Origin of the sequence: Bradyrhizobium genosp. SA-4 str. CB756 (assembly GCF_000473125.1) — a bacterium.
Lineage (GTDB): Bacteria > Pseudomonadota > Alphaproteobacteria > Rhizobiales > Xanthobacteraceae > Bradyrhizobium > Bradyrhizobium arachidis.
In genome coordinates this window covers 7,648,080-7,666,480 of record NZ_KI421499.1, presented here as the reverse complement: position 1 = coordinate 7,666,480, position 18,401 = coordinate 7,648,080, and the positions used below count along the sequence as shown (strand labels likewise).

General features: G+C 60.5%; 17 protein-coding genes. 12 read left to right on the top strand and 5 right to left on the bottom strand.

What is annotated here, in order from left to right:
- The first annotated feature begins 20 nt into the window (after positions 1 to 20).
- The 3 genes from BRAGE_RS53815 (at position 21) to BRAGE_RS0137075 (ending at position 3,242) form a co-directional block, all read left to right on the top strand.
- Positions 21 to 575, top strand: a complete 555-nt coding sequence (locus tag BRAGE_RS53815) for a mismatch-specific DNA-glycosylase (RefSeq protein ID WP_084334859.1) — start codon at positions 21 to 23, stop codon at positions 573 to 575.
- 76 nt (positions 576 to 651) lie between these two features.
- On the top strand, positions 652 to 2,358 hold the full coding sequence (locus BRAGE_RS0137080) for a hypothetical protein (protein ID WP_027563523.1): 1,707 nt from the start codon (positions 652 to 654) through the stop codon (positions 2,356 to 2,358).
- Between the two features lie 113 nt (positions 2,359 to 2,471).
- Positions 2,472 to 3,242 carry a hypothetical protein gene (locus BRAGE_RS0137075; protein WP_027563522.1) on the top strand — a complete coding sequence of 257 codons (771 nt, stop codon included), beginning with the start codon at positions 2,472 to 2,474 and terminating at the stop codon, positions 3,240 to 3,242.
- Between the two features lie 23 nt (positions 3,243 to 3,265).
- Here BRAGE_RS0137075 and BRAGE_RS0137070 read toward each other — a convergent pair whose 3' ends face one another.
- From BRAGE_RS0137070 to BRAGE_RS0137055, 3 genes are all read right to left on the bottom strand, one after another.
- Positions 3,266 to 4,144: a hypothetical protein gene (locus BRAGE_RS0137070; RefSeq protein WP_027563521.1), complete on the bottom strand. Its 879-nt coding sequence runs from the start codon at positions 4,142 to 4,144 to the stop codon at positions 3,266 to 3,268.
- 565 nt (positions 4,145 to 4,709) lie between these two features.
- Positions 4,710 to 6,074, bottom strand: a complete 1,365-nt coding sequence (locus tag BRAGE_RS0137060) for a DUF6538 domain-containing protein (protein WP_027563519.1) — start codon at positions 6,072 to 6,074, stop codon at positions 4,710 to 4,712.
- Between the two features lie 290 nt (positions 6,075 to 6,364).
- Positions 6,365 to 7,387: a helix-turn-helix domain-containing protein gene (locus tag BRAGE_RS0137055; protein ID WP_084334857.1), complete on the bottom strand. Its 1,023-nt coding sequence runs from the start codon at positions 7,385 to 7,387 to the stop codon at positions 6,365 to 6,367.
- 285 nt (positions 7,388 to 7,672) lie between these two features.
- Here BRAGE_RS0137055 and BRAGE_RS0137050 point away from each other — a divergent pair, with 285 nt between their 5' ends.
- The 5 genes from BRAGE_RS0137050 to BRAGE_RS53810 all read left to right on the top strand — a co-directional run bounded on the left by BRAGE_RS0137050 (position 7,673) and on the right by BRAGE_RS53810 (position 12,366).
- A complete protein-coding gene (locus tag BRAGE_RS0137050; RefSeq protein WP_051395265.1) occupies positions 7,673 to 8,206 on the top strand; it encodes a PaaI family thioesterase in 534 nt (177 codons plus the stop codon).
- 157 nt (positions 8,207 to 8,363) lie between these two features.
- Entirely contained in the window at positions 8,364 to 9,224 is an 861-nt protein-coding gene (locus tag BRAGE_RS0137045; RefSeq protein ID WP_027563516.1) for an SDR family oxidoreductase, read from the top strand.
- A gap of 141 nt (positions 9,225 to 9,365) precedes the next feature.
- Positions 9,366 to 9,788 (top strand): tautomerase family protein, encoded by a 423-nt coding sequence (locus BRAGE_RS0137040; RefSeq protein WP_027563515.1) that lies wholly within the window; start codon positions 9,366 to 9,368, stop codon positions 9,786 to 9,788.
- Positions 9,789 to 10,310: 522 nt separating this feature from the next.
- Entirely contained in the window at positions 10,311 to 12,041 is a 1,731-nt protein-coding gene (locus BRAGE_RS50870) for a long-chain-fatty-acid--CoA ligase (protein WP_084334855.1), read from the top strand.
- Positions 11,977 to 12,366 carry a hypothetical protein gene (locus BRAGE_RS53810; RefSeq protein WP_231164180.1) on the top strand — a complete coding sequence of 130 codons (390 nt, stop codon included), beginning with the start codon at positions 11,977 to 11,979 and terminating at the stop codon, positions 12,364 to 12,366. Before BRAGE_RS50870 ends, BRAGE_RS53810 begins: the two co-directional genes overlap by 65 nt.
- On the opposite strand, the gene BRAGE_RS0137025 is transcribed toward BRAGE_RS53810, so the two are convergent.
- Positions 12,336 to 12,896, bottom strand: coding sequence for a TetR/AcrR family transcriptional regulator (locus BRAGE_RS0137025; RefSeq protein ID WP_027563514.1), 561 nt, complete (start codon positions 12,894 to 12,896; stop codon positions 12,336 to 12,338). The two genes, BRAGE_RS53810 and BRAGE_RS0137025, sit on opposite strands and share 31 nt — an antisense overlap.
- 99 nt (positions 12,897 to 12,995) lie before the next feature.
- Here BRAGE_RS0137025 and BRAGE_RS0137015 point away from each other — a divergent pair, with 99 nt between their 5' ends.
- Together BRAGE_RS0137015 and BRAGE_RS0137010 are read left to right on the top strand one after the other, a co-directional pair.
- On the top strand, positions 12,996 to 14,405 hold the full coding sequence (locus BRAGE_RS0137015) for an amidase (protein WP_027563513.1): 1,410 nt from the start codon (positions 12,996 to 12,998) through the stop codon (positions 14,403 to 14,405).
- 49 nt (positions 14,406 to 14,454) lie between these two features.
- Positions 14,455 to 15,063, top strand: a complete 609-nt coding sequence (locus BRAGE_RS0137010; protein WP_027563512.1) for an NIPSNAP family protein — start codon at positions 14,455 to 14,457, stop codon at positions 15,061 to 15,063.
- Between the two features lie 38 nt (positions 15,064 to 15,101).
- Here BRAGE_RS0137010 and BRAGE_RS0137005 read toward each other — a convergent pair whose 3' ends face one another.
- Entirely contained in the window at positions 15,102 to 16,052 is a 951-nt protein-coding gene (locus BRAGE_RS0137005) for a LysR family transcriptional regulator (RefSeq protein WP_027563511.1), read from the bottom strand.
- Between the two features lie 98 nt (positions 16,053 to 16,150).
- Here BRAGE_RS0137005 and BRAGE_RS0137000 point away from each other — a divergent pair, with 98 nt between their 5' ends.
- Positions 16,151 to 17,332, top strand: coding sequence for an MFS transporter (locus tag BRAGE_RS0137000; protein ID WP_027563510.1), 1,182 nt, complete (start codon positions 16,151 to 16,153; stop codon positions 17,330 to 17,332).
- A 10-nt stretch (positions 17,333 to 17,342) separates the two neighbouring features.
- Positions 17,343 to 18,377, top strand: coding sequence for an aldo/keto reductase (locus BRAGE_RS0136995; RefSeq protein WP_027563509.1), 1,035 nt, complete (start codon positions 17,343 to 17,345; stop codon positions 18,375 to 18,377).
- Positions 18,378 to 18,401 lie beyond the last annotated feature (24 nt).

Genomic DNA, 18,401 nt, shown 5'->3' with positions numbered 1-18,401 from the left:
GAATTGCTGGAGGAGCTTTGATGGTCCATACGACCAGCGAGACGACTGACGTACTTCCCGACCTTCTAGGTCCTAACCTCACCGTTGTTTTCTGCGGCACCGCGCCAGGACGCACCTCAGCGCGGCAAGGGGCCTACTATGCTCACAAACGTAATCGGTTCTGGAGCATACTTCATGAGTGCGGCTTCACTGACCACAAACTAGAGGCGAGCGAATATGGACGGCTCAAACGATTTGGTATTGGCCTGACCGACCTGTGCAAGCGAGTTTCCGGAAACGACGACGAGTTGCCCAAAAGCGCCTTCTCGCCTGAGCGCCTTCTCGAAGCGTTGAGCACGCACAAGCCGCGCTACCTCGCCTTTACCAGCAGAACTGCTGGCCGAGTGATTTGCGGGAGTTCTGCTCAATACGGCCGCCAGCGGGCGCATCAAGCAACCGACATTTTCATCTTGCCAACTACATCGTCGAGGTGGGGTGAGCGATGGTGGAGTGAGCAAAAGAGGCATTGGCTCGATTTTGCGGAGACGGTGCGAACCTCGACCCCCACCGGGCCAGGAAACTCATCGTCTCCATGATCGCTGGTCGCGCACAATAGCACTCGGACTAAGTGATTGGCGGAAGGTTTAGTGAATTCATCGGACGTAGAGCAGCATGCAAGAGCGAAAATTCTTTGATCGAATTAGCTCGGCCCACGTGATGCCTTTAGGAGCCGACAAGGATTGGCTTCTCGGGGCAGAACGAGATGGCTTGCGCCTATTGACAGAGGAGGAGCATGAATCCGTGATCCTCTACGCGAGCTTCCAAAGCTTGCTGATCATCTCAATATTCGCGCGCGCCGCTAACCTCATCAATCCTGACAAAGACAAGCTGTACGATACCAGCTTTTATGTCGATGAAGCCTGGTGCATTCAGAAAGCGTGGGGCGGCGGACATGGGCATCAGATGTACCTTGAGCCTCCTTTCGACCTACCTGAGGAGCACCCGCTTCATGGGGCAGAGCCGATTGTATTTCGTCGGTCCTTTGAGGGCATGCCGAACTACGACCCGCCGATAGAGCTAAGTCAACAGCTTGTTCACTCACTTGGTTTGCATTTCATTGCCGAGCGGAGCGCGTACTGTCGTCTAAATTCGGAGGGTGACCTAGAGGAAGTCATCAAAGTGTTTCGCGACGCTGGCACCGGTGACTTTGACCGCAGTAGGACACTCGTGCTGATCAAGACCAAGCCCTTGGCGGAATTTATGGCAGTAGGTGGATACGCTCTTTATCGGAAGTTCGACCTGACGAGGTTCAGGCCAGGATCATTTAGCCATTGGGACAATGCGGAACGCCACTTCGATGCCCCCGACCTTTTCTACAACTCAGCGCTATCAGGTGAAAATGCGAGCTACATTCACGGCGGGCAAATCATTCGACCAAATGTCACGGTTGACGAGTTGATTGAGGAGTGGAAGCGAGAAGATGACCCAAATGCTCGTCAGTATGAAAACTTCAAAATCGACGACTGGAAAAACAAGCGGCTGGTGGAATGGTCGTGCGCGCCTTTTGAGCTAAGCAACTATTTCACAAAGTCCGAGAAGCCGTTCGAGATATCTCCCGCCTTTTTCAGCCCAGAGGTTTTGACCAAGTATAAGGCAGACCCAGACAAATACGATTTGGCAGATCGCTCCATCACTTGCCGCAATTCTTGGCATTTGAAGACCTTTGACATCAATGAAGCTGGTCAAGTTCACACCTATATAGGGTATCTCCAGAACCTACCGTTCAAGGAGCAGCAGCATTGGAAACTTCATAATGAGTGGCCCAAGGCCCCCATCTCGAAGCGCGCTTTCCAAACGGATTTCAAGGGAGAGTGGACGACCGAGAGTGATCCACTGCAATCCATGCGATATGCCGTAGCCGAGCTTGATCGTGATTCCCCGCCATGGTGGCGCGCGAGAGGGTCGCAGGTGCGCGATAGAGTGCACTATCCGGTTACGACGTCCTCGAAGGAATGGGCCGACGAGTTGCTTGCCTTGGACCAAATGCTCGTGGAAGGCTTCGTGGCGACAGAGCTTCGCAAGCTCGCAACAGCTTCTGGCGTCAAGTTCGAGCCCTCATGGCAAAGTCTCAAACTAATTCAGGAAATACTACGGTCCGAGGATAGCCTAACAGCAGATCAAATCGCGGAACCACTCAAGGAACTACACCACCTTAGAAGCAAGGTGCCGGGGCATCACACTGGAGAGCGAACGAAGCTGGAAGCGAGCGCCTTAAGAGACCATGGGTCACTCGCCGCGCACTTTCGGTCCCTTTGCGCGCGGTGTGAGGAGGCGTTCGAACGCATCATCACTACACTAACTAGCGTTCAAAGGCGGTAGGCTAGAGGCTGTGGTGGGGCTTGAACGCTCTAAGCAGCGTCTACCGCCTCCATGAATCTTTGGACCACACGCGACCTTCTCGATGGCCTCGCGGAGGTCAACAGGGGATCGAAATGAGAGCGGGTGACATTAAGGCGAGGCCGTACGACGAAATCGTCGAAACCTACAACTTAACGATTTTGACCGAGATGGGTGATTGGTCCCTGGACGGCACTGGTGACCTCGTAACGACAAAGGACGGCGACCCTCAGCACGGCGACATTGCTTACAACGGGCTATTCCGGCTCGTGCAGATGTGGCGCTATAGCGAGGCGCACCTTCGTTACCTGTTCGCGACCGTAGACGAAATGCAGTCCCAGCGCCGCGCTCTGGACGACGATTTAAACGCCGTGGGGAACAAGGCGCACGAAGAAATCATGCGTGGGCATCGGATGCCGTCCGGGGCTTTTGGCGCAGCCTTGCACGACGTGTGGGACCGACAAGCCGCAGCGGTCTTCGGCGCGGGCATTTATGCAGGTTCGCTGATGCTAATGCTCAGCACCGTTCTTCTTCGGCTCAGGGACGATATCGAGGGAAAGCGCTACTGGTCCATGATGGGGCCATCCGTCAGTGGTCACTCCATAGGAGCTATAATTGAAGCAGGAGCGAATGGCTTCCGCCATGCCGATGAGTGGGCCAAAACTCATCCTCCAACGCCACAACAGAAGCGCTCTCAGGACATTATTGCAGCAGCGCTTTCTGAGCGTCGCGAGCCCGACGAAGGCAGCCCCGGCGCGTGCGTAGAACTCTTAGCTGTGTTGAGTGGCGGCACCTTTGAAGGTCTGGCTACCAACGTGTTTACGTTCGCGCACAATCTGGCGGTCAGGTGCCGTCAAGCTCCATAGTGCTACTGAGGGTAATTGCGGGGCTACGGTTGCCCTGCCCCCTTTCTGAAGTCCCTATCAGATAATTGACGCGTTACCTCGCCAGCGACGAATTGCGCGCCCATAACTGTGTGACCAACTTCCACGCGCTTAGGCTGCTCCTTGGCATATCGGTTGCGGACATAGCGTGGCTGCGCCTCCGTTACCCTCCGCACTCTTGCAGCGTCCAGCGTTGACCACTTAGGTTCCAAGTAATTGATGAGGCGGTCGATATGGTGCCCGTAACCGTCTCTGATGTCGTTCTCGCCTAGCCCGGTTGCGGCGGCCAACGCTTTCAAAGCTAGTTCGGTGGCGAGGAGCCCGCTTTGCACTGCGCCTCTGAAGTCGTATCCGCCCGTGAGAATTGCAGCGGCGCCGTGGAGGTGCAAACGAGACAGATTGAGAAATCTTTCTACTAGTTCCATCTGTGCATAGGGCGCTCGTAGTTCACGAACACCGTATTCAAGGTCAAAAAGATCGGCGAATTGATCATGGTATGCATCAAAGGCAGCGGAGTCGCTGGCCAGTATGTGTTTCTGAACGTCTGTCAATTCAACATGGTCTATTGGAACTATCCGCACCGTTCCATATCCATGCGGGATGCCAATTCGCCCAAAGATGTCTCGGAACATGAACACGCCGATATGGCCACCTACGGCTAGATCGTGAGCGCTATAGAGCCGTGCGAATTGTGCCCTGATACGCTTGAGTATTGGCGAAGTGTAATCCCCGAATAGGCCGAATGAGACGTACCCCAATTGTCGCATTACAACGCTGGGAACGCGGAATTGTCGCTGTCGTATGTCCTCCCCAGCGGCGAATAGCTCCTCGTCGGCCTTCACCACCATCGACAGAAGGGCATCGTCTGATAGGTCATCGCTCATTGGATTGAACGCTTCCTTGTGAGAACAGAAATTCGCCCTCAATCGGCTCAAACTCGAACGGTGGAGGTTTAGGAGGTGCTTTGACAATCTGTACGGCGATCATCTTAGCAAACACGGCGCGTCTATTTGAGGACATCACCGCCCAGGCCGCGCATCTGATGCGGTAGCCCTTGTGTAGCTGAAAGGTCGGGGGCGCTGGATTGTTTTGCGCGTCAACGATAGGAGGCCATGAAACACCGAATGATGAGAACCGCAGACCGAATAGGCCGTTCTCGCACTCACCGAAGCGGCTGAAGCAGCCCAACTGCATATTAGCGCGCCGCGCACCGAGGAGCCTGAAAACGGCCTTTCGCAGAAGCTCTGCTTCTCCACGAGCGACGAGCAAGGAGAGTGAGTTCATCGTGAATACGTCGTTGGTGTCGGATGGATCGAGACCCAACCGCTCGCCCGCACGGACTATGCGCTGTATCTCGCCTATCGGAGATATGAACGCGCAGCCGCTGCCGCTCCTGGTTAGCTGGAATGTGCTGTGGGTCGCTGCTTCCATTAGCCGACTATGCGACCCCTACGCCGCCGTGCCAACTCCTGATGCAATCGTCTTCATGACTTCAGGCCCGTAATCCACTTTGTCGATGATCTTGCGAAGGTCCAAGCGTTGGCCGGTCGAGTAGACGCCATACGTGATATCCTCGCCCCTATCGTGTCCGATGATGAGTTTCACGGTGCTCTCAGGCACCTCCAAGCCCTCCATGAGGTCCACAAAAGTCTTGCGAAGAGCATGGAAGTCCTCGAAGCGCGCGCTAACACCAACATCCGGCTGCTTGCGGAAGCGCCCATAGGCTTTGCTGACGTTCCAAGAGCGCTTGTCGTCGGGACCTCCCGGCACCAGTCCGGGGAACAGATACTCATCGTTGCCCTTCAAGCGGCGCTTCAGGATGGGCACAGCGAGATTGTGGATAGGCACTTCGCGCGCGGCGGCTTCGGTCTTGCCTTCGTTGATGACGAACCAATAGCCATCGGCGCGCTTATGAACATCGACCTTCTTGAGCGAGCAAAGCTCATCAAGCCGGGCTCCGTGCAGCAGGGCAAGGCGTGTGAGGTCTGCAAGCACGTTGGCGTAGCGAGGGGTGCGATATCGACCCTTTAGGAGCTTCACTAGCTTCTCGTTGGTGAGGCCCTTCCGGGTAGCCGTCTTGCCCTTGCGCGACTTTTTGCCAACGCCGTGCTCCCGCCATGGATTGTCGCGGTTATTCGGGTCGGTAAGGCCGCTACTCATTAGCCATCGCCAGAAGGTCGAAAGCGTCGAAAGGTGCCTCTGGATCGTCTTGGGTGCTAACTTCTCATCTCTCAGCAGTTGAACGTATTCGCCCGCCTTGCGACGGTCGGTGGCTTGGATGGACGTATACTCGCCAGCCCAAACGAGATAGCGCTTAATGGCGGCCTCGTGTTGCGCCTTGGTTTGCTCCGTGCCTTCGCAGATGGTCAACCACGTTGGATAGTGGTCGCGGATGAGCGTCGCTTTGCCAGTCGCGAGACTGCGGAACAACCGCTCCGCTTCGGGGCCTTGGGCCTCCAACAGCGCTTCAGCCTCTTGGTTCACCACGTCGAGCAGTTCGCTGGCGGCAAAGCTCTCCTGATCGCCATGCGCAAGGTACTCGTTGTCGGAAGACGCGAACGCTTCACGGAAGGCGATGGCCGCGCCAATCGCGGCGGCGAGCGGGTCAGCTTGCCCCTTCTCATACATCTTGATGCGGCGCTTAAACTCAGCAACGTGGCTGTGCTTAAGCCGGTTCGCCTCCGTGAGGCTTTCCGTGCCCAGCGACTTCACAAAGCGAGGCTTGCCGTTGGCGGCTTGTCGAAGGGGCTTGGGTATCTCTACGACCACCCGCCACGTGTTGCCCTTCTTCTGAAGATACTTGGTGTCTGCCATCAAACCATACCCGAAAACCACACCTTGCTATCCAGCTAAGGCCTGATAAACAAGGGATTATTGGTCTTCAGGTGCTTTTGGTGGAGGTTCCCACTCTCTCCGCCAGTCCCCATCGAAATGTAAGGTGGATCTCTGTTTTCGACGGTCAACCCCCCGATTGCTTCCGGGTGCGACAGGCGTTGGAAAGCGAGATCCTTTCCGAATTCGGTCGAGATCCGCGCTTGACTGCGCTCGCTGGCAGAACTCGAGCCTGCAACCGCGGCTCGGTGTTGAGCAGCTAAATGCTGAGTTTACGGGCCGTCCGGGGGGTGAGTGTGGCTCCGAAGCGAATGCGGCGTGCATCCAGCGCGGACCGGCGCGCTGTCGTTACCGGTGGCGCCTGCTCCGACAGCGCCCGGCGCGGTGCCGAAACGCCGGCGGAAGCCGCGCGCAAAGTGCGTGTAGTCGCGAAAGCCGCAGGCGTAGGCAATATCGCTGAGAGGCTGACCTGTCTTCATCAACGCGCGGCGTTCGATCAGACGCGCTGCATGATCCAGACGGGCCGAACAGATGTGGTGACCGCATGTCGACCCGCGGGCCGTGAACAGCTTCTGCAAATAGCGCAGTGAAATTCCCGCCTCGGCAGCCACCTCGCGCGGAGAAATGTCCGGATCGGCAAAGCGGTCCTTGATGATGCTGCAGACGCGCATAAACAGCTTGTCGTTGTGGCGCGAGCCAAGCGGGGCGGGAGGTGCAAACAGTGCGCCGAGGAGATCGTAGACCACCAGATGCATAAATTTATCGGTCGACGCGAAAGCTGGTTCTGCATTGCCGACCAGGTCAAGAGCGAGTTGACAGAGTAGACGCGACGCTTGGGCCTGCCGAGGACCGCACGCGCCACCTTGCGGTTCGAAGCCGAGATGCGACGCCAGGCTCTGGCGCGGCACTTGCAAACCAAGCCATTGCGCGCTGTCCTGGGCCGGCGAGATGAATGTCACGGGTCTTGTGGAATCGAGCAGGATGACATCGCCAGCAGTGATATTTACGACCCGGTCGTTGTGAATGATGGTCGATTCGCCGGTATCCTGAACCGTGACGAAATAGTACTCCATATTATCGCGGCGAATGTCCAATTCCGTCCGCTCTAGACGGCTAGCGTTGCAGATGAGATCCACTGCAGCAAATCCGAAGACGCGCCGCGTGCGCACCTTGCTGGCGAAGATGTTGGTTTCGTGAGCAGGAGTAAACCATCCCCAATCGTCGCGCATTGCAGCTCGGAAACCGTCATAATCCAATTCTGGAGCGCTGAGAAAATCGTCGTTCGGGTGCATCATCCATCGCCTCCGCGGGTCTGGCTAAGCCTAATCGCACGCTTTGTAACGGCCTGCGCCGAAACCATGGGCAGCCGTTGATCAAGCTAGTGTGGCCCAAGACGCCTCCTGCTCAACTCTGCGTCACGCCAAATCACGCCCGCGAGATCGCGTCGGCATTGCCGCGAGGCGCGCCAGGCGGTGCGCGCCAGTACGGACGATTGGGCGCGATCGCCTCACGACACCTAAGGTCCAGCCGCCTAGATTCCGATCCTCGTAGTCATGCTTTGACGAGAATCGGAGACAACAATGATTACAGTGGTTGAGAATACAAAGACGCTAACGGGAGACCGGGCGCTTGTGACCGAGCAGGCAACGCAAAACGAGTCCGATCCTGCCTTGGGAGTTGCGCGGCCCGGGATTCCGGTTCCGCTTCATTGTTTGCCAGTGACGGATGCCACAGTTCTCGAGCTGTACGAGTATGTCTTCGCGCCTTGGGTGAAACTGCTCGGCCTTCGAGAGTTCAAGGTCTACCCGGGCATCGTGTCCGCGATGCTTCCGCAAAATGATGCGCTCAAATTGTCAAGCGGTGCGGTGTGTGGTCAGGCAATCATGGCGGCCATTGACTCGGTTGCGTCACTGTCTGTGGGCACGACGGGGCGCATCACCAAAGGCACCGTGTATCAGCACACTCACTTCCTGCGTCCAGCCGTCAACGACGACTATCATGTAAGAGCGGAAGTATTGCGCTTCGGCAAAGCTTCGGCCTTCACGGAAACCCGCGTTTCGTTTGCGTCCACGGGAAGGTTAGTTGCACACGCCAGCCTGGAATTCGCCTTCTGACTCGCATCCAGGGCTTCATCACCCCAACGCGCCGCTCCCGAGGTCTGTTCAAGCTCGTTCCCGGACATCCCGGTCGCGGTACTCCGCCAGTTCCTGACCAGCCATACCGGCTGATCATCTCGCAATGACCCGCAACCCTCGTCACCGGAGCCAAACCATGACTAGCACCATTCTCATCACCGGCACATCGAGCGGCTTCGGCCGCGAAACCGCCGAAAGGCTGGCGCGCGACGGCTATCGCGTGTTCGCCGCGATGCGCGACATCGCCGGCCGCAATCGCAGCCACGCCGACGCGCTGCGAAGCCAGAAAATAGGCGTCGTAGAACTCGACGTTACCGATGGCGTGTCGGTCGATCGCGCCATCGCTTCCATCCTTGCCGAGGCCGGCAAGATCAACGTGCTGGTCAACAACGCCGGCATTGCATCGGTCGGCGTGACCGAAGCCTTCACGGCGGATCAGGCGAAGGCGATCTTCGACACCAACGTCATCGGGCTCCTCCGCGTTACGCGGGCAGTGCTGCCTTCGATGCGCCGGGAGCGCGAAGGCCTCATTATCAACATGGGCTCAGTCCTCGGCCGGGTGACGTTCCCCTTCGTCGGCATCTACGGCGCGAGCAAGATGGCGATCGAAGCTTTGACCGACAGTATTCGGTTGGAGGTCTCCCAACTCGGCGTAGACGTGGTGGAAGTTCAGCCTGGCGCTTATCCGACAAGCCTGTACGCGAGCATCCAGAGGCCTGCCGACGGCGACATCACGAAGTCCTACGGCGAGGTCGGCCAGATTCCCGAAGCCATTTACAAGACCTTCACGTCAATGTTGCAGGGAAAGGACGCTCCGAAGCCTCACGACATTGCCGAGGCCGTTGCCAGGCTCGTCGGCCAGGCGAAGGGCAGTCGCGCCGCTCGGACGGTGGTGGGCACGTCGTTCGGTGCCGACAAGATCAATGCCGACATCGCGCCCGTCCAGAAGGCCGTCGTCGACGGTCTGGGCCTCGGGCATCTCGAAGCACTCGCATGATGGAGCGTTCCGGGTCGGCGACTGCCGTCGACCCGTCCTCATGCGGCGGCACGATGGCGGGCGCGCCGTGCCGGGAATAGGCCCGCGAGGGAATGAAGAAGCCAGGACGAATATCGCCAAAGCTTAGCGAGGAGAACTCAAATGCCTCTGTGGCATATCTACTGTCCGGAAAATGCGTACTCGGCCAAGGACAAGTGCGCGCTTGCGACGCGTATCACGGACCTCTACGCGGATGTCGGCCTGCCCCGGTTCTATGCAAGCGTTGTCTTTCACGAATTGCCAAGGAACTCGTTCTTTATCGGCGGAAAGGCAACGAACGATTTTGTCAGGATCTGGATTGATCAGATTGCTCGCGCAACTGCTCCCGAGCGGCGAGCGTGGTGGCTGGAGCGCGTCAACACTGCGCTCAATTCCTTCACGCGCGAGCGGGGTTATCGCTGGGAGATCCACATTGACGAAACGCCAATCGATTTCTGGACCATCCAGGGAATGAAGCCGCCTGACCCCTATTCCGAGGCTGAAAAGCTCTGGGTCCAAGAGGACCGCCCGTCAGCCTATACCTGAATGTCGGCGCAACCTACAGCGAGTTGAGCACGGCGACCCCGACGCTCTACGCGAGGCCAGGAAGAAAAACTGGACCATCATCAGCGTGAAGAACGACTGGAAGAACATTTTTTCGTTCCAGTAGCTGATGACCGAGTTGGCGGCGCGATGTGGCCGTGAACGGCGCGTGCCAGTACCGGCGAAAGGGCGCCGGCGGCTCACGACATCCGGCTTCCAGGGCCTCTAGCTTCATTCACAGCATCGAATTCAAATCGTGTTTGGAAGACAAATGCCCCTGTCAGTCATATGGCTCCTCACGTCCTTTGCGATCAGGCTGCTCGTCGTTCACTTCAAGCTCGTCATCCTTCCAGGTCTCGCGCGAAGGCGAGTTTTCGGAGGCCGGGCGCCCGAGAGGGCAGGCGAGACGTCGTCCTGGCTGATGAAGACCTCCCGCTGAATGGGTGCCCGTGCGGACAATATCCTGCCCGCATGAACGGCCGCTTGCGGCTGAAACGAAAGCGTTGAAACCGAGGACCATTCGCCATGCCTGGCTTGATGATGCAAACTCCTTTGCTCCTGTCGTCCATTCTCATGCACGCGGCGCGTTCCTTTCCCGATGTCGAGATCGTCTCCCGAACTCCCGACAAGCCCGATCACGTCACGAGCTACGGCGACCTTCTCGAGCGCAGCTCCCGGCTCGCAAATGCATTGGACTCGATCGGCATCAAGCCGGGCGATCGCGTGGCGACCCTGGCCTGGAATAGCTGTCGGCATCTGGAGCTATCCTTCGGCATTTCCGGAATGGGAGCCGTTTGCCACACGATCAATCCAAGGCTGTTCGTGGAGCAGATCATATACATCATCAACCATGCCGAAGACGTGGTTGTATTCTTCGATCTGGCATTCATCGATCTCGTACAGTCGCTGATACCGCAATGTCCGACTGTTGAAGCGTGGATATATCTGGGCGATGCTGGCGACGCGAAGATCGTGGGAGCCAAAGGCTTCCCCTCCTATGAAGGATTTCTCTCCGGGTGCTCGGAAGTTTATGCATGGCCGGAATTCGACGAGAACACGGCATGCGGACTTTGCTATACGTCGGGAACGACAGGAAACCCAAAGGGTGTGCTGTATAGCCATCGCAGCGCCGTGCTGCATTCCTGCGCTGCGGCGCTGCCGGACGCTTGCCGCATTTCTCTGCATGACACGGTCGCGCTTGTCTCGCCGATGTTTGACGTCATGTCTTGGGGAATGCCGTATTGTGCAGCGGCGACGGGTTCGAAGCTCGTGATGGCCGGACAAAACGTCGACGGTGAGAGCCTGCACAGGTTGTTCGAGGACCACGGGGTGACTTTCGCCGGCGGCGTGCCGACGGTCTGGCTGGGCTATGTTCGATACCTGCAAGGCGCCGGCGTGAAGCCGACGATGCTCAATCGCGCGCTGATTGGTGGCACGGCATATCCGGCCTCCCTGATGGAAACGCTGCAGGACGAATACGGAGTAGAAGTTCTGCATGACGGGGGCATGCTGGAGACCAGCCCGCTTGCGACGATCTCGAAGCCGCTGCGCAAGCACATAACCTCGTCGAGAGCTGAACGGCGGTCTCGCCAGGTCAAACAAGGACGTGCGCTCTTCGGTGTCGAAATCGGCATTCGCGACGGCAAAAACAGAAAATTCCCCCACGATGGCAAGGCAGTTGGCGACCTCGTGGTTCGGGGGCCCGGGATTGCCCGCGCTTATTACAGGATGCCGGAAAGCGAGCGTGCCGACAGCTGGCTTTTCACGGGTGATGTCGCCACGGTCGACAGCGACGGTTACATGCAGATTGCGGATCGTTCGAAGGGCGTCATCAAGTCCGGAGGCGAACGGATATCGTCGATCGAACTCGAAAACCTTACGATGGCCCACCCCGAAATCGTCGAAGCGGCGGTGATTGGTATTGCGCATCCAAAATGGGACGAACGCCCGCTCGTGCTTGCGGTCCGACGCCAGGGATCGAGGCTCAAGGCGCAAGATCTCCTGACCTTTTACGAGGGCAAGATCGCGAAGTGGTGGATGCCGGACGATGTTCTGTTCGTCGACGAGCTTCCGCACGGGGCGACCGGAAAAGTCGTGAAGACCAGATTGCGAGAGCTTTGCGGAAACCGCGTTTCCGCCGCGATCAGCCAGACGGGCGCCCCGCCCGCCGCCGAAGCCAACGGAGGTTCCTATGTCAGTGCGCAGCTCACTTCTCGCAGCCGCCGTCACCTTCTCACTCGCGGCCGCACACGCTAACGGCCTGCGGCCGATCGAGGGCCTGAGCATCAATCTCGGCGATGTATCCGGCGTCGCCTACTACACGGTCGAGCCCGATGGATTCCGCGTCGTCACGACTCTCGCACAGGGTGAAGCGGGAACGCCGATCCGCTTTGTGACAGTACTGGCGCCCGGTCAGCGCGTCGTTGTCTCAACGCCATACCAGGCACCCGCGCTCGAAATCAGCCGAAAGGGCGATGAACTGCTCGTCCGAAAGGCGAGCACGTTCTCCAATTCAAGGGGGGTGACTGACACTCTCTCCGCCAATGGCTTTCAAGTCGGGATCAAGCCGGATCCGCGATAGCTTTCGATCAGCGCATCGAACAACTTCAGATCTGCGCGGCTCCGCGCCATCAGCTGCGCGCCGGCAACGGCCGCGTAGATCGCGCGCGCCCTTGCTTCACGCTTGCTGGCGGGAACTGCGGCCGCGGCGAGCATCCTGGTCAGCCACGCCACGTTGACATCGGCAAAAGCCTGCACCTCGGTTTTCACCGCGTCCGGCAGATCGTCATATTCGGCCGCCATGAAGCTACAGAGGCACATGCGATTGTCCTGCTCCAGCGATCGACGAAAAAGTCCCGGATAGGCCCGGAGCGCCTTTCTTGGATCTCCGTTCGCTTTTGAAAGAGCTTCGAGGTTCGCCGCCGTATCCTCCCAGTAGCGTCTCGCCACCGCCGCACCCAGCTCGGCCTTGCCCGGGAAGTGGTGGTAGATGCTCGCAGCCTTGATGCCGACCTCGGCTCCGATGTCGCGGAAGTTCAACCCGCCATATCCGTGGGCCTGGGCCGTCCTGCGCGCTGCGGCCAGGATCGCCTCCCTCGCATTTTCGGTCATCTCGATCACCTCATCGTGTCCCTACCAAATGACAGGTAGGGATTGAAGTCCGAAAATGCGAGGAACATGTCCAGCCTACCAAATGACAGGTAGGATAACATGACCAACAATATCGTGAAAATGGACGCCACCCGCATCGCCCAGCTGATCGCTCAACGGGAGCTTTCGCCCGTCGAGGTCATGCAGGCGCACCTCGACCGCATCGCGGCGGTCAATCCCAAGCTGAACGCAATTGTCGCGCTGGCCGATAGCGCGATGGAAAGCGCTGGAAAGGCCGAGGCGGCAGTGATGTCAGGCGCTCAGCTCGGCCCTCTCCATGGTGTTCCGTTCACCGTCAAGGACGGAATCGACACGGCGGGTGTGCTGACACAGCGCGGTTCGCCGATTTTTAGAGGGCGCGTGCCTGACACCGATGCCACCGTTGTGGCGAGGTTAAAGGCCGCCGGCGCCATCCTCATCGCAAAGACGAACCCTCCCGAATTTTCCTATTCGATCGAAACCGACAATCTCCTGACGGGCCAGACCAACAACCCCTGGAATCTCGACTACACGCCGGGCGGATCGAGCGGCGGTGAATCGGCCGCCATCGCAGCGGGCATGTCGCCACTCGGTGTGGGCAGCGATCTCTCGATCTCATTGCGTGGCCCGGCAGCACATACCGGTATCGTTGGTTTTAAGGCCACGCATGGCCGAATGCCGATGACAGGTCACTGGCCACGGGTGCCGCGACGCTTCTGGCACATCGGTCCGATGGCGCGGTCGGTTCGCGATGTTGCACTGGCTTATTCCTTGATGGCCGGGCCCGACGGCGCCGACGGCTTCTCCATCAGCTCGCCCAGCCTCGACACAGGGGTGGGCACAACGTCGACCCGTAAGCTTCGCGTGGGCTGGATGGCCTCTCCAGGCTTCTTCGGGCCAATCGATCCCGAGGTCGTGGCGACGGTGAAGGCAGCGGCGCGTGCACTGACCAATGCCGGCTACCAGGTCGAACAGGTCCGGTTGCCAGTGGTGGAGCAGACCGATGCCAACAGCGTCCTCTGGCAGCTCCAGCAGATGGAAAGCCAAGCCGAGTTCGAGAAGGTCACCGCCGGCCACGAGGCCGAGATCTTCAGGCACGCCAAATTGGTCCTTGATGCACCTGATACGCCGATCGCCGATTTCGTCGCCGCCGAGCAGGCCATAGAGCGCCTTCGCGACACCTTTGCCGAATGCTTCCAGCGCTACGATGTGCTGCTATGTCCGGTGACACCGTTCCCGGCGACCAAGCATGGTCTCAACGACGTCGTGGTCGATGGCGTGACAGTCTCGCCGTTCCACGTGATGAGCGCCACATCACCGTTCAGCCTGACAGGAATGCCCGCTCTCTCGATGCGATTTGGAACGAGCCGTGACGGTCTTCCGATCGGCGTGCAGATCGTCTCGTCGTGGCTGGCGGAATCGACGGTGCTCGAGGTTGCCTCGGTCCTTGAAGACGTGAGCCCCGTCCGCAATCTTCATCCTGCGATCTAACGCTGCAGGGGGCGGGTCTTCCCGCCCCCTTCGATAGGAGCATTGAAACATGAGCGAATTCTACGAACTCACATCCCTTGCCTGCCCGATGCTCGGGACATCGGAAGTCGCCAAGGCCGCACGGGATTGGGTCACGGCGCCCGACGCCAGCGGCACGCTGTTGGGCTGCTGGCGAACGGAATTCGCTACGCTTGGGCGCCTGTTGATCCTGCGCAGCTTCGAAGCGCGAGATGCGCTGGATCAAGAACGGCGCCGCGCGTTGTTGAGCGCCAATCCGTTCAACGCCGGGCGGCTGATCACGGCGTTGGAGATGGATAGCTACCAGCGCTTTCCCTTCCTGCCGCCGGTGCAGCCGGGGGCTTACGGCGATGTCTACGAATTCCGCACTTACAAGCTGAAGCCGGGCGGACTGCCGCCGACGCTTGCGGGATGGGAGGCTGCGATCGCGCCGGCGCGGGACTACACGGCGCATTTGGTGATCAACATGTACGCGCTCGATGGACCACCCCGGATCACCCATATCTGGGGTTTCGAAAGCCTCGCGCAGCGCGCGTCGCTGCGCAGCGCCGCCTTTTCCACCAGCGTCTGGCCTCCGAAGGGTGGCCCGGAGAATGTCCTTCAGGCGGTCTCGGTCATCGCAATGCCGGAAGGCGAATAGCCAGGTCGTACGGCTGCCTCGCGACCAGCCCAGCGTCCTTAGGCCACCTTCCACCTCCCGTCTCCCGCGCGCTTCAGCGCGGGATCCGGCACCCGCACATGCGCGGCCAGAAAATCGATGAACGCGCGGACGCGGGCGGGCAGGGGGGCGGTGTGGCCGACATAGACGGCGTGGATGTCTTCGCGATCGCCGGGATTGTAGTTTTGGAGAACTGGGACAAGACGTCCGGCTTCGATGTCGGGGCCGATGTGGAAGAGGGCGAGGCGGGCCAGTCCCACGCCGCCGAGACAGAGCCGACGCGCGGCTTCGCCGTCGCTGGCGCGCGCGACTGGCGGCGGCACGATTTCCTCGGTGTGGTCGCCGCGCTTGAATGGCCAGGCGCGGATCGAGCGCGGGAAGGTCCAGCCGATGCCGCGGTGATCGGCAAGATCGGCCGGCGTCTTCGGCGTGCCTGCGCGAGCGAGATAATTCGGCGCGCCGACCACGACCATGCGGCTGGTGCCGAGCTTTCGCGCGACGAGGCGCGAGGCCCGCAGCGGCCCGGCGCGGATGGCGACGTCGGCGCGCTCCTGCATCAGGTCGATTAGCGTATCGGTCAGCACGAGATCGAGCGTGACCTCGGGGTGCTGCTCGAGGAAGCGCGGGAGCAGCGGCATCACATGCAGCATGCCGAACGGGATGTTGCAGTTGACCGTCAACCGGCCGCGCGGCGCAGCGCCCGAAGCCGCCTCGCGCTCCGCCTCCTCCATCTCGGCGAGGATGCGCACGGCGCGCTCGTAAAAGGCCCGGCCTTCTTCCGTCAGCGTGAGCTTGCGCGTCGTGCGGTTGACGAGCCGCGAGCCGAGTCGTGTTTCCAGCCGAGAGATCAGCTTGCTGACGCCCGAGGGCGTCAGGCGCAGTTTTCGTGCGGCCTGGGTGAATCCGCCGAGATCGACCACGCGGACGAAGACCTCCATCTCGGCGGAGCGGTTGGTGTCGAAACGGGCCATGTTGAATTCACGTCACAAATGATTGGATTGCGGACATTCTAATGGTTTTGCCGCGGTGCCGCTATCTGCGTGGCTCGTCTCATCCATTGGAGCCACGCATGCCTCCCGCCGTCCTCGCGCTCACCGCCGGTGCCTTCGGTATCGGCACCACCGAATTCATCATCATGGGTCTCTTGCTGCAGGTTGCCGCCGACATGCATGTCTCTGTGCCGGTCGCGGGCCTCCTGATCTCCGGCTATGCGCTCGGCGTATTCGTGGGGGCGCCAGTCCTCACCCTGGCGACGCGCAAATTGCCGCGGAAAACCGTGCTGCTGGCGCTGATGGCGATCTTCACGCTCGGCAACGCGGCCTGCGCGCTGGCGCCGAACTACGAACTGCTGATGGCCGCGCGTGTGCTGACCTCGCTCGCGCACGGCACGTTCTTTGGCGTCGGCTCGGTGGTGGCGACCGGCCTGGTGGCCGAGGACAAGCGCGCATCCGCCATCGCGACCATGTTCATCGGCCTGACAGTCGCGACACTGCTGGGCGTGCCCTTCGGCGCCTGGTTCGGCCTGATGCTCGGCTGGCGCGCGGCGTTCTGGGCGGTGACGGTGATCGGCGTGATTGCGTTTGCCGTGGTGGCTGCGCTGGTGCCCGGTCATGTCGGCAAGGGCGACAAGCCGATCTCGCTCGCGGAAGAGGTCGCGGTGCTCGGCCGTCCGCAGGTGCTGCTTGGCCTTGCCATGACCGTGTTCGGCTTCGCCGGGCTGTTCGTCGTCTTCACCTATATCCAGCCGATCCTGACGCGCTTCACCGGCTTCTCGGAGGCCGCAGTCTCGCCGATCCTGCTGGTGTTCGGTGTTGGCCTTGCGATCGGCAATGTCGCCGGCGGCAAGCTTGCCGATCGTGGCCTTCCGCGTGCGCTGATCGGCACGATCGCCGCGCTCGCGATCGTGTTGCTCGGTTTGGCCGCCGTGCTGTCGGTCAAGATCGCTGCCATCGCGCTGATCCTGCTGCTGGGCATTGCAGCCTTCGCAACCGTCGCGCCGCTGCAGCTGCGCGTGCTGGAGGCGGCTGGGCCCAGCGGCCGCACGCTGGCCTCCAGCCTCAACATCGCCGCGTTCAATCTCGGCAACGCGCTCGGCGCCTGGGCCGGCGGTGTCACCATTGATCGCGGGCTCGGCCTCTCCGCCCTGCCGCTGGTCGCGGCCGGCATAACCGCGATCGGCCTCGTGCTCGCGCTGTGGAGCCTCCAGCTCGACCGCCGGCAGGTCGCCGTCGTGGCGTGCCCGGCGGAATAGGAGCGCGATCATGGAATACCGCAATCTCGGCGCGTCCGGGCTCAAGGTCCCCGTCCTCAGCTTCGGCACCGGCACGTTCGGTGGCCAGGGACCCCTGTTCTCGGCCTGGGGCCGCAGCGGCGTGGAGGAAGCCCGCAGGCTGGTCGACATCTGCCTCGATGCCGGCGTCAATCTGTTCGACAGCGCCGACGTCTATTCGAATGGTGCCTCCGAGGAGATCCTCGGGGCCGCGATCAAGGGTCGTCGCGACAAAGTGCTGATCTCGACCAAGATGAGCATGCCGATGGGCGAGGGCCCGCTCGATGCCGGCTCGTCGCGGCAGCGGCTGCTTGCCTCGGTCGACGCGGCATTGCGCCGGCTTGGCACGGAGCATATCGACCTGCTTCAACTCCATGCCTTCGACGCGTTCACGCCGATCGAGGAGGTGCTGTCCACGCTCGACACACTCGTGCGCGCCGGCAAGCTGCGCTATGTCGGCGTCTCGAATTTCGCGGGCTGGCAGCTGATGAAGTCGCTCGCCATCGCCGACCGCCACGGCTGGCCGCGCTATGTCGCGCACCAGGTCTATTACTCGCTGCTCGGCCGCGACTATGAGTGGGAGCTGATGCCGCTCGCGCGCGACCAGGGTGTTGGCGCGCTGGTCTGGAGCCCGCTCGGCTGGGGCCGGCTCACCGGAAAGATCCGGCGCGGCCAGCCGCTGCCGGAAGCGAGCCGCCTGCACGCCACCGCACAGTTCGGGCCGCCCGTGGACGAGGAGCGTCTGTATGCCGTCGTCGACGTGCTGGACGCGATTGCCGCAGAGACTGGTCGCACCGTAGCGCAGGTCGCGATCGCCTGGTTGCTCTCGCGTCCCACGGTCTCCTCCGTGATCATCGGCGCGCGCGACGAGGCGCAGCTGCGCGACAATCTGGGGGCGGTCGGCTGGTCGCTGAGCGCGGATCAGATCAAGCGGCTCGACGAGGTCAACGCCGTGATGCCGCCCTATCCTTATTACCCCTATCGCATCCAGGAAGGCTTTGCGCGGCTCAATCCACCACCGGTGTAAAGGTCGCAAATATGGGGCGGCGAT